This window comes from Saliniramus sp., assembly GCF_035311605.1.
In the GTDB taxonomy this organism is placed as follows: Bacteria; Pseudomonadota; Alphaproteobacteria; order Rhizobiales; family Beijerinckiaceae; genus Saliniramus.
Genome location: NZ_DATGCW010000194.1, coordinates 1 through 11180 on the forward strand (window position 1 = coordinate 1; position 11180 = coordinate 11180).

The 11180-nt window shown below is 65.4% G+C and carries 9 protein-coding genes; 4 read left to right on the top strand and 5 right to left on the bottom strand.

Going from position 1 to position 11180, the window contains the following annotated elements:
• The 3 genes from VKP01_RS08885 to VKP01_RS08895 form a co-directional block, all read right to left on the bottom strand.
• Window positions 1–273 (bottom strand): transcription antitermination factor NusB (locus VKP01_RS08885; protein ID WP_324411791.1); only part of this gene is annotated, 273 nt, incomplete at its 3' end.
• Between the two features lie 2 nt (window positions 274–275).
• On the bottom strand, window positions 276–767 hold the full coding sequence (gene ribH, locus VKP01_RS08890) for a 6,7-dimethyl-8-ribityllumazine synthase (RefSeq protein WP_324411792.1): 492 nt from the start codon (window positions 765–767) through the stop codon (window positions 276–278).
• Between the two features lie 137 nt (window positions 768–904).
• Window positions 905–1327 carry a universal stress protein gene (locus tag VKP01_RS08895; RefSeq protein WP_324411793.1) on the bottom strand — a complete coding sequence of 141 codons (423 nt, stop codon included), beginning with the start codon at window positions 1325–1327 and terminating at the stop codon, window positions 905–907.
• A gap of 217 nt (window positions 1328–1544) precedes the next feature.
• Here VKP01_RS08895 and VKP01_RS08900 point away from each other — a divergent pair, with 217 nt between their 5' ends.
• The gene (locus VKP01_RS08900; RefSeq protein ID WP_324411794.1) at window positions 1545–2789 is read left to right on the top strand and encodes an MFS transporter; all 1245 of its coding nucleotides are present in this window, start codon (window positions 1545–1547) and stop codon (window positions 2787–2789) included.
• Window positions 2790–2801: 12 nt separating this feature from the next.
• Here VKP01_RS08900 and VKP01_RS08905 read toward each other — a convergent pair whose 3' ends face one another.
• Together VKP01_RS08905 and VKP01_RS08910 are read right to left on the bottom strand one after the other, a co-directional pair.
• On the bottom strand, window positions 2802–3122 hold the full coding sequence (locus VKP01_RS08905) for a 2Fe-2S iron-sulfur cluster-binding protein (RefSeq protein ID WP_324411795.1): 321 nt from the start codon (window positions 3120–3122) through the stop codon (window positions 2802–2804).
• Window positions 3123–3260: 138 nt separating this feature from the next.
• Window positions 3261–3626 carry an Hpt domain-containing protein gene (locus tag VKP01_RS08910; protein WP_324411796.1) on the bottom strand — a complete coding sequence of 122 codons (366 nt, stop codon included), beginning with the start codon at window positions 3624–3626 and terminating at the stop codon, window positions 3261–3263.
• Window positions 3627–3968: 342 nt separating this feature from the next.
• On the opposite strand from VKP01_RS08910, the gene VKP01_RS08915 reads away from it, so the two are divergent.
• From VKP01_RS08915 to VKP01_RS08925, 3 genes are all read left to right on the top strand, one after another.
• On the top strand, window positions 3969–9698 hold the full coding sequence (locus VKP01_RS08915) for a hypothetical protein (protein WP_324411797.1): 5730 nt from the start codon (window positions 3969–3971) through the stop codon (window positions 9696–9698).
• Window positions 9699–9948: 250 nt separating this feature from the next.
• The gene (locus tag VKP01_RS08920) at window positions 9949–10746 is read left to right on the top strand and encodes a DUF2189 domain-containing protein (RefSeq protein WP_324411799.1); all 798 of its coding nucleotides are present in this window, start codon (window positions 9949–9951) and stop codon (window positions 10744–10746) included.
• Between the two features lie 123 nt (window positions 10747–10869).
• On the top strand, window positions 10870–11180 hold a 311-nt coding region (locus VKP01_RS08925; RefSeq protein WP_324411798.1), incomplete at its 3' end, for a PfkB family carbohydrate kinase.

The following is an 11180-nucleotide window of genomic DNA, read 5'->3' on the forward strand; positions in this document are numbered from 1 at the left end:
GAGTGTCTCGTCGGTGGCGCGGTCGATCGCGCGCTGTTCGCGTACGACGCCAGAGAGAAGGTCACGAAAGAAGGGCATGTCGGAGGCATTGAAGGTCATGCCCTCGATCTCGCGACCGATCCAGTGTGCCTCGAATTCGGCGGTGACCTCGACCACGCCCTTGCCAGACACCTCCATCTGGTAGATCGCCTGGACGGCGGCGAGGCGGGCGGCGCTGCGCTCGCTGGCTCGGTTGTTGCCGGGATTGCCTTTACCGGGATTGCTTTTGACCATAATCAGAACCCCGTCACCAGGCCGCGCTTGATGCGCAGAACCGTGAGCGCCGCATCGGCTGCGCCACCGCCCTTGTTCATCTCGTCGACGCAGGCCCGTGCCCGGGCCTGGGCGTCATTCTCGACCGTCAGGATACCATTCCCCAGAGGAAGGCGGCGGGCCACGGAGAGATCCATCAGCGCCCGCGCACTTTCGCCGGCTACGATCTCGTAATGCCCGGTCTCGCCCCGGATCACGCAGCCCAATGCCACGGCGGCATCATAGGGCATGCCAGCGGCCTCGGCCCGGTCGAGCAGGATCGCCATGGTGGCGGGAATTTCAAGCGCACCGTCCACGGTGAAGACCTCGGCGACGCCCTCAGCCTGCGTGATGGCCGCACGAGCGCCGCCCAGAAGCGCGTCCGCTAGATCATCATAGAAGCGCGCCTCGACCACGAGGATGCGCGCACCGGGTACCGGAGGCTGGGGCTGCTGTTGTCTGGAACTGGCGGTCATGGAGGGCCTTCGGCGGGATCGGATCTCATTGCGTCGCGCATCAGTTACGCCGGGCCGAGCCGCAGGGCAAGCCCGCGTGCATCAGCCCGGCGCAAATCAGCCCTTCCCGTCGTGCAAGGCCCGGTCACGCGGGCGCGTCAGCGCACGACCAGCACAGAGATCTTGGCGTGGCGCACGATCGTCGTGGCGTTGGAGCCGAGCAGATAGGTCGACATGCTCGGGCGATGGGAACCGATCACGATCAGATCCGCCCCGCACTTGTCGGCCTCGTCGAGCACCTCGTGATAGATCGAGCCCAGACGCACGACAGAGGAGACACGCTCATCCGGCAGATCGATTTCCGCCGCGAGTTCCGCAAGCGCGTCTTCGGCTTCGCGTTGCTGTTGCTCGTCGAATTGGGGCGGCACGAACTCCATATAGGTGACGGGCATGATCGAGCGCACATAGACGAGGCGGAGATGCCCCTGCCCGGCTTTCGCCATGGCCGCAGCGCGCGCGACGGCAGGCTTTGACGTGTCGGGATCGGCGATGTCGATGGGGACGAGAATGGTCTCATACATGGGGGACTCCTGACTGGCTGACCGGATGGCTTCTTGCGGTGTGTCCCGGTCGTGGCAATGCCGAACCTCAGCGTTGCACGTTCGCATGCCGTTCGGCTCCGGGCTTTGACGCACGTCAAACGTCGCGTTTGTGCTCCGCTTGAAGCTATCCCGGATTTGACGGGCGTCGTCCCGCAGAGCACAGTTCGATCTCCCGTCATCTTCATGGAAATGCTCCGTGTTGCCTGCTTCCAACGCCCCGTGGCGCGAGCGCGCCGTCTTCGCCTCACCGATCATCTTCCTGATGACGCTCGCCTTCATCAACTGGATCGGCTTCGCGAGCTGGCAGGCCTTGCTCAACAATTTCGCCAAGGAGGAAGCCGGCTTTTCCGGCTTCCAGATCGGCGTGCTGCAGTCGGTGCGCGAGATCCCCGGCTTCCTCGCCTTTACCGCGATCCTGCTCTTCATGGTGATGCGCGAGCAGATGCTCGCCTATCTCAGCCTGATCATCCTCGGCATCGGCATCGCCATGACCGGGTATTTCCCCAGCTTCTACGGTCTGCTCCTGACCACCACGATCATGTCGATCGGCTTTCATTATTTCGAGACAGCGAACCAGGCGCTGGCCCTGCAGCTGCTCTCGAAGAAGGAGGCGCCGGGCGGGCTCGGCAAGATCCACGGCGCGAATGCGGCGGCGCAGCTCACCGCCTATGGTGGCATCGGGGCGGTATATTTCCTGATGGAGCCGAGTTTCGAGGCGCTGTTCCTGGTCGCCGGCGGCACCACGATCATGCTGGCGATCACGGCAATGAGCGTGTTCAAGCGCTTCCAGGGCAGCGTGCCGCAGAACAAGGGCCTCGTCCTGCGCTCGCGCTACTGGCTGTATTACGTGCTGACCTTCCTCTCGGGCGCGCGCCGGCAACTGTTCATGGCCTTCGGCGGCTTCCTGCTGGTCGAGCGCTTCGGCTACGATGTCGCCGGCATGGCCCAGCTGCTGTTCGTGGTCTGTGCCGTGAACATCTTTGCCGCCCCGCTGCTGGGGCGCCTGATCGGCGTACTCGGCGAGCGCAGGACCATCATCATCGAGAATGTCTCGCTGATCGTGGTCTTTCTCGGCTACGCGCTGACTGAAAGCGCGGCGGTCGCGGGCGCGCTGTTCATCGTCGACGGTATCTTCTTCACGCTCACCATCGCGCAGCGCACCTATTTCCAGAAGATCGCCGATCCCGCCGATATTGCTCCCACCGCGAGCGTGGCCTTCACCATCAACCATATCGCGGCCGTGTTCATTCCGGTGGTCTTCGGTGTGATCTGGATGACGGATCCCAGCGCCGTGTTCATGATCGGCGCCTTCATCGCCCTGATCTCGTTGAGCCTCGCCTTTCTGGTGCCGCGCCACCCGGAAGCCGGCTGCGAGACGACCACGGGCTGGTTCTCCACCAACCTCCCCCAATCTGCCCCGCCGAAACTCCCGGCGGAATAGAGAGCCGCGCCCTCAGCCCTGGAGTTCCGGTGTGTGGACGGTGAGGCCGTCCATCTCTTCCGTGATGCGGATCTGGCAGGAGAGACGCGAAGTCGGCTTCACGGCGAAGGCGAAATCGAGCATGTCCTCTTCCATCGGCTCGGGGCCGCCGACCTTCTCGCTCCAGGCTTCGTCGACATAAACATGGCAAGTGGCGCAAGCGCAGGCGCCGCCGCATTCGGCATCAATGCCGGGAATGCTGTTGCGGATCGCGGTCTCCATCACCGTGGCGCCCGGTTCCGCCTCGACCGTGCGATTGTTGCCTTCGAAATCGACGAAATTGATCTTGACCATCAAATGCTCCCCTTTGGCCCCTCGGGCCCGATCCGGCATCGCGCCCTTACATCCGGCGCCTCGATCCGGGGGGTACTTAGGTCAATTCAAAACAGGATGCCAGCCTTCGCAATGCAAAAGGCGGCGCTGCGCGTCGTACTAGAGCGCCCCGCGCCGGGCGATGACGGCCCGCGTCTCCTGCATGGCGATTTCGAGCCATGTCCATTCGGCGCCTGGGAGAACGCCCTCGCTACGCAGGCCGGCTTCGACCCGTTCGGCGGCATCGGCGACAGCGCATGCGCCGATGGCCCGGGCACCGCCCTTGAGCGTGTGGGCGGCATCGATGCGCGCCTGCAGCGCGCCGCCTTCCTGCGCGATCACCGGCGCCAGCGCATCGCACTGCCCTACGAAAAGACCGAGAAGTTCGCGCGCCAGCGCTTCGTCATCAAATGTCGCGGTGGCAAGGTAGTCGCTGTCGAGGAAGGGCATGTTCCGCTCTGATGCAGCAGCCGCTTTCGTCATCATTCCCCGCCTCCATTGGCCCGAAGAGTGTGTCATCGCGGGCCGCAATGCGATTCTGCCCACCACCCCGCGCCCGGTCCACAGTTAAGTGGTGCGTGAAACCCTTGTGCAGACTAACTTTTGCTGCTTTGGTAACCATATCGTTAATGAAAGGCTAAAATCGCATCCCGGGCCGGTTTTCATTGAGTTTGCAGGGGACTACACTCAGCGATGGAAAATCGTGGGTAGCGTTCTTGCACGCATGGAGGCGGCGTGAGACGTGTTTCATCCATGCACGGCGCGAAGCATTAACCGGCCGGCGCTAAGGCATGACCCCGCGAATGGTTGCGTTATCGAGGCGGCGACATGGCAACGGAAAAGAAGCTCAAGGATCCGGCGGAAGCGGCGCTGTCGGCAGTCGAGCAGGCATTGAACCTTAGTCCGGACGATGCGGCGGAGAAAAAGTCCGAGCGTAACGAAACGGACTCATCCTTGAATGCATCATCCGAAAAGGCTGATGCGGACACCGATGGCACGAAGCCGGGCAGTGTGGTCGAAAACGAAGACGCATCGCAGAATGCGCCGGACGAGCCGCGCCTTCCCGCCATCGAGGAAAACGAGCTGACCCGCCGCTTCGATCGCACTGCCCTCGATGAGGAGCTCTCCGCCCGCCGCGCGGAGGGTGAGCGTCAGGCCGGCGTGGTGAGCCCTGACCACACGCGCGTGGCCAATGACGACCGCCAGAGCATCGGTATGCTGATGCAGGCCATGCAGGTGCGCCCCTCTCGCAAGCCTTATGGCTATGCCGCTGTGGCTTCGCTCGCCTGGATCGGTGCGCTGATCGGGCTTGCGAGCCTCGATGGCGGGCTCGGCGCCATGATTGCCGGCTGGGGTGCCGCGCAGACGGCGATCGCCGGTGCCGTCATGCTGGTGCCGACGATTTTCTTCTTCACCGCCGCCGTTCTGGCGGTGCGCTCGCAGGAAATGAAGCTGGTCGCGCGGTCCATGGGCGAAGTCGCCATGCGTCTGGCGGAGCCAGAAAGCTTCTCGACCGACGCCGTTCTCACCGTGTCACAGGCCGTGCGCCGCGAAGTCGCCGCCGTCGGTGACGGTATCGAGCGTGCACTGGCCCGCGCCGGCGAGCTCGAGACGCTGGTGCGCAGCGAAATCTCGACGCTGGAGCGCGCGTATTCCGACAACGAAATCCGCATCCGTTCGCTGGTCGACGAGCTGATCGCCCAGCGCGAAGCGATCGTCGCCAATGCCGAGCGTGTGCGCGGCGCGATTTCCGGCTCACACGAGACCTTCTCGCAGGATCTCGACAAGGCTTCGCAGCGCATCGTCGAGGCGATTTCGGCTACCGGCGACCGTGTCAGCGGCTCGATCGAGAGTCGCGGCGAACACATCACAACCGCCCTCGGTCGCGCTGGCGAACAGGTGGTCGACGACATGGCCTCGCGCGGCGAGGAACTCGTGCAGCGCCTCGGCGGCGTCACCGACGAAGTACGCTCCGGTATCTCGAAGGCCGGGGAGGAACTCGCCGCCGCGATCACCGCGCGCGCTGACGAATTCCGCTCCTCACTCGAGGAGACCAGCGGCGCGCTTTCCGGCAAGATCCTGGAGAGTGCCGAGAGCGTCACGCGCTCGCTGGCCGACACCGGGGATCAGGTCAACCGCTCACTCGCCGATCAGGGCGAGCAGCTGCGCAGCAATCTGGAGAGTACCGCGAACAAGCTCGAAGAAAGCTTTGCAGCACGCGGCAGCGAGATCAACGAACGCCTCGAGGCCACGGGTCAGGGCATTGCAGAAGAACTCGGCAATCGCGGCACCCGCATGCGTGAGGAAATCTCCGCCGGCCTTCGCGAGATCGGTGACGATCTCGGCAAACGCGGGGACGAAGTGGTTGCCCGCCTCGCAGAAAAGAGCACGGAGGCGGTCGCGCGTCTGGAAGAAGCGAGCCAGCGCATGGAAGCGGGAATTTCGCGCTCCGGCGAGGAATTCAACCGCAATCTCGACGAACACACCGAAAAGACCAGGGAGAAGCTGGCTGATACCGGCAAGAGCGTCGCCCTCGCCATTGCCGGCCAGGGCACACGTATCAACGATGCGCTGCGTCAGTCGGGTGAATCGGTTTCCGGCCTCGTCGGCGAGAAGGCCGGGCAGATCGAAAAGCTGCTGGGTGATCGCCTTGCCGGCTTCGAAGCCATTATCGTGGAACGTGGCGGCAAACTGGAGCAGGATCTCGGCGAGCGCACCCGGCATCTCGAAGAGGCGATCGACAGCCGCACGCAAACGCTCACCGGCAAGCTGGGCGAGCGCACGCAACAGATCGAGCAGAGCCTCGACACGCACACGGCGGCTCTCACCGAAGCACTCACGCAGCGCACGCGCAGCCTCGAGACGACGATCGATGCCCGCAGCGAAGCGCTGACCGGCGCCATCGGCACCCGCACGGAGGCTTTCGAGCAGGCGGTGAATGCCGGTTCCGAGAAACTCTCCGGCGTGATCGGCGACAATCTCGCGCGGATCGAGACGGCGCTGCTGCGCGACGGCGGCGCGCTGGTCGACAAGTTCTCGCGCGACGTAGAGACCATGAGCGGCGTTATTTCCGGGCGCTTCTCCGAGATCGACCGCGTCATCAACATCGAGGGCAAGGCGCTGGCCGACACGCTCGGCGACCGCACCCGCGACGCCGCGGACATGATCGAAAACCGCCTGCGCGAGCTCGAAGACCGCGCGACGCAGCGCGGCAGCGAAATCACCACCCGCTTCGACGATATCGTCGGCAAGGTCGATGCCACGCTCGGCGCACGCGCCAATGCGCTCAACGAGGCGCTGGTCGTGCGCACCGGCGAGATGGCCCGCGTCCTCGCCGAAGGCGGTCGCGACGTGTCGCAGGCGCTGGAGAAGCGCGTCGACGAGATCGGCGAGATCGTCACAGCCCGCAGTGCCGCCATCGCCGACACGCTCTCCGCCAAGGCAGACGAGATCGAAGTGAGGCTGGGCAGCCGTTCCGGCGAGATCGTCCAGGCGCTGGATACAAGCGTCAACCGGCTCGAAGGCGATGTCCTCGCCCGGCTCGAAACCGCCGCCGGCAGCATCGGCGAACGCAGCACCAGCCTGGAAAACCTGCTCGGCAGCCGCGTCGACGACATTGCCACGCTGTTCGAAACGCGGGGCCAGGAGATCGCGCAGGCGATTGGTGGCTCCACCGAATCCCTTGCCGGCATTCTCGACGAGAAGACCCGCACCCTAGCGGAAACCCTCGACAGTCATGGCCGCGATGCAGGCCAGCAGCTGGAGACGCGCGGGCGCGAGATCACGGCCAATCTCGGCAACCGGATCGAGGAGCTCTCGACCCTGATCGACCGTTCCTCGGAAATGCTCGGCCAGGTCATCGATCAGCGTGGTCGCAACATGGTGGTCTCGCTCGGCGAGCGCATCGCGGCAGCGACCCAGAGCTTCAACGAGCAGTCGGACGGCCTCGCCCGCATGATCGAGGAGCGCAGCGAGACGCTGGTCGGCACGCTCGGCACCCGCGTCGATGAACTGCAAGCGATCTTCGACAAGGGCGGCGAGCGCATCGGCGCAAATCTGAACGCCCGTGGCGAGGCCATGGTCGCTATCCTGGAGGGCCGGATCTCGCGGATCGCGAGCCTTCTGGAGAATGGCGGAGAGAATCTGGGCAAGCTGCTCGACCAGCGTGGCGATGCCTTCGTGCAGGAGCTCGAGGGCCGCATCGCGCGCATCGACGCCCTGCTCGACGGTGGCGGCGAGCGCCTCACGGCGACGCTGGATGCGCGTGGCGAGGAAGTCGTCGCCAAGCTCAATACCAGCCTTGGCCAGCTCGCCTACCTGCTCGAGAAGGGCGGCAACGCGCTCAGCAACAATCTCGACCAGCGCGGCCAGGCGCTGATCGCCGATATCGAGACGACGGTCGGCAATCTTGCCAACCTGATCGAGCGCAGCGGCGGTGAGCTCAGCGAGCGCATCGACACGCGCGGCGACGCACTGGTGGGCAATCTCGGCGCCAAAGTCAGCCAGCTCGAGAGCCTGATCGACGTGCGCGGTGAAGGCCTCGTCCATGCGCTGGGCGAGCGCAGTCAGGGGCTTGCGCGCGAGATCGCCGATGCCGGCGACAATGTCGTGCGCTCCCTCGAAATGCAGGGCGGCCGCCTGCTCGACACGCTTCGCGAGCGCAGCGCCGAGCTGCAGGATGTCTACGGTCGCTCCAGCGAAGCGCTCAAGGGCGCCATCGACGAGGGCGCACAGCAGGCGATCGATGCGCTCGTCGCGACCAACGAGCGCATTCGCGGCGAACTCGGCAGCGTGCTGGTGCGTCTGCACGACGCCAACCGCGTTCTCGACGAGGTCGCCCGCCGCGCCGGCGGCAATCTCGGCGAGGTCGAGAGCAACCTCTCCGCCCGCGTCACCGAGATTTCCGGCCTGCTCGGAGAGGTCGCCGAACAGACCAACGCGGCCACCGGGCGGATCGCCGAACAGGCACAGGCCCTGCGCTCGATTTCTTCCGGTGCGCTCCATGAGGCCGGGGAACTCGCCAAGACGCTCGATGCGCGCGGCGAATCCGCGGCCGAGAGCGCGCAACGTCAAGCCTCGGCGCTCGGCGAGGCGACGCGGATGCTCGAGCAACTCGAACAGCGCATGGGCGCCGGCCTGCATGGGCGTAGCGAAGCGCTCGAAGGCCTGCTCGCACGCGTCGAGGAGCGTGCCGCCGAGATGGAGAAGGTCAGCCGGCAGTTCACCGGGCTGATCGAAGGCTCCCTCACCGAGGCCGAGAGCAAGGCCAGGCAGATCGGCGGCGTGCTCGCCGACAGTGCCCAGGCCAGCAGCGAGGCGATCACCAAGCAGTTCGCCGAAATCCGTCAGGCGACGGATGGCGAGCGCAGCCGCACCAGCGCAGCGATCCGCTCGGCCTATGAGGATGTCGCGCGCGACATGCAGGGCGCACTCGAAGGAACCGCCGAGCGCTTCCGTGAGGCGACGGACGAATTACGGGCGATGACCTCGCAGATCCAGCGCGAGCTGGAGACCACGCGCAACGAACTCAAGCGCAGCCTCGCGGAACTGCCGAAGGATACGGAGGAGACCACGACCAGCATGCGACGCGTCGTCGCCGACCAGATCAAGGCGCTCAACGAGCTCTCGTCGCTGGTCAGCCGCTCCGGAAAGGCGGTGGATGTGGCCCAGGCCGATGCGGCGCGCCTCGCGTCGCAAGGAACGCAGAGTGGTCTGGCAACGCGCATGACAGGGACGTCGGGCCCGGCTCCGGGCGCCGCGACGAGTGCGGCCAAGAGCGCGGCCACGAGCGCGGCCAAGAGCGCGGCCACGAGCGCGGCATCCCAAGGCGCCATGGCCGCCGTGGCAGAGGCTGTCTCCCGCCCCGCCCAGCCGGCACCGCAGCCCGCCGCACCGCCGCCACAGGCGCGCGCGGCGGAACCGGCGCCACAACGACCCGCTCCGCAACCGGCGGCGCAGCCCGCAGCCCAACCTTCAGCGACAGCTCCCGCGACGATGCAATTGCGTGGAACCGACACGCAGGCACCGCGATCAGCCACGACCCGTCAGGACAGCGATAATGGCGGCTGGCTCTCGGACCTGCTGCTGCGCGCCTCGCGCGACGACGATGATGCCCCCTCGGCGAAAGTCGAACCGGCTCCGGCGGCGCCCAAGCCTCAGCCGCGCGCGGAAGCGTTGCGCGACAATTCCGGCGGATCGCGCAATTCCGGCGCCACTGCGCTCGATTCGCTCAACGCAATCTCGGTTGATATCGCCCGAATGGTCGAGCACAGCGCCGTCGTGACCGCCTGGGATCGTTTCAATCGCGGCGAGAACGGCGTGTTCGACCGCAACATCTACACCGCGCAGGGCCGCGAGACCTTTGAGGAGATCCGCCGCAAATACGGGCGCGATGCGGAATTCCGTCAGACGGTCGATCGTTATGTCGAGGAGTTCGAGCGTCTGCTGCGCGAGGTCGCCCGCGATGATCGCGACCAGATCCTGACGCGCACCTATCTCGTCTCTGAGACCGGCAAGGTATACACAATGCTGGCCCATGCCAGCGGGCGGCTCGGCTGAAGCCGGACAGCGCCGCGACCGCCCCTCCCCCGACGGTCGCGGCAGGGATGAAAACCGATACGGCACCCGCGTAAGTAGGGCGCCGTATGGTGTGGTTGCGGGTTTCTCGTAACAATAATACGATTCGCGCAGCATCCGCCTTGGCGCGCCGGATCCGGCGCAACAGAAGCGGCGGGGCGCGTGCAGGGGAGAAGCGCAGATGGCTCACGAAACGACCGGCCAGGAACAGGATCAGGGACAGGCAGCGGCGATGGTGCCGGAATACAAGCCCGTGCCGCAGCCGGTGATTCGCGAAATCACCATGGAAGACGTGCAGGCCGCCTTCTACGAAGGCCTCAACGATTTCCGCGCCGCCCCGGCCTACGGGCTGTTCTTCGGCGCCGTCTATGCCGCCGGCGGCATCCTGATGCTGGCCCTCGTGATCGCCCTCGACGCCGTCTATCTCGCCTACCCGCTCGCGGCGGGTTTTGCGCTGATCGGCCCCTTCGTCGCCGTCGGCCTCTATGAAGTGAGTCGCAGGCGTGATCATGGCGAGAAGCTGGCCTGGGGGCCGATCCTCGGGGTGATCTTCTCGCAGAGCAAACGCGAACTGGGCTGGATGGCCTTCGTCACGCTGTTCGTGCTGATCATCTGGCTCTACCAGGTGCGGCTGCTGCTCGCCCTGTTCCTCGGCTTCCAGTCCTTCGCCACCCTCGGCGACTTCCTCAACGTGGTCTTCACCACGCCCGAAGGGTTGCTCTTCCTGCTCGTCGGCAATGTCGTGGGTGCGCTGTTGTCCCTCGGCCTGTTCTCGCTGACAGTGATCTCCTTCCCGCTCCTGCTCGACCGCGATGTCGATTTCATCACGGCGATGATCGCGAGCGTGAAGAGCGTCGTGATGAATCCCAAGCCGATGATCGCCTGGGGGCTGTTCATCGTGCTTGGGCTGATCCTGGCGTCGATCCCCTTCTTCCTCGGCCTGCTGATCATCCTGCCTGCGCTCGGCCATGCCAGTTGGCGCCTGTATCAGAAAGTCGTGGCGCCGCCTGAGGCGGAAGCTGCAACCTGATCACGCCGAAGGCGATTTTTGCGCTGCGGCGGGGTTGCAATCGGCGCATAAACTCGTTCGTTTATGGAGGCAGCCCGGCTCCATCCGGATTCGGGCTGCGAGTGAGCGAAGGAGTTTGCGATCGTGGAAGCGCTGTTCATCGGCCAGGCCTATATCGACGTCACCTTCGTCGCCGACGAATTGCCCAGCGGCGACGAGAAGAAAGTCGCCCGCGAATACGCGGTTTCGTTCGGCGGCAACGCCGTCACCGCAGCTTTCGCCTGCGCGAAGCTCGGCATCGCGCCGGATTTGCTCGCTTCCGTGGCAGATGACTGGCTCGGGCGCATGTTCATCGACATGGCCGCGAAGTATCATATCAGCGTGCACCATCGCAAAGTGCGCGAATCCTCGCTCTCCTTCATCATGCCGCGCGGCGACAAGCGCGCGATCGTGCG